Raw genomic sequence first — 254 nt, forward strand, 5'->3', positions numbered from 1 at the left:
CCAAGGTCAGATCGGAGATCGCCCGACGAAGCCGCTGGTTCTCGGTCTCCAGAGACTTCAACCGCTTGACCTGATCTCCCTTCAGGCCGCCGTACTCCGACCGCCAGCGGTAATACGTGACCTCAGTTGTCCGTCGTCAGATGATTTGGGACATTCAGCGGTGTTCAGGGACAGAGGCTCTGGTCCATCTGGGGTAGGAGGTTAGGCGGCCTGCGCGTGGTGGCGCAAGCGGCGATCCATCAGGGTCTGGCGCT

The 254-nt window shown here is 61.4% G+C and carries 1 pseudogene; it reads right to left on the reverse strand.

The window, feature by feature from the left end:
• Nucleotides 1-127 (reverse strand): annotated as a pseudogene (locus J7U37_RS25040) (transposase); the annotation flags it as partial.
• Nucleotides 128-254 lie beyond the last annotated feature (127 nt).

Source organism: Methylobacterium sp. 37f, from assembly GCF_023093475.1.
Classification (GTDB): domain Bacteria; phylum Pseudomonadota; class Alphaproteobacteria; order Rhizobiales; family Beijerinckiaceae; genus Methylobacterium.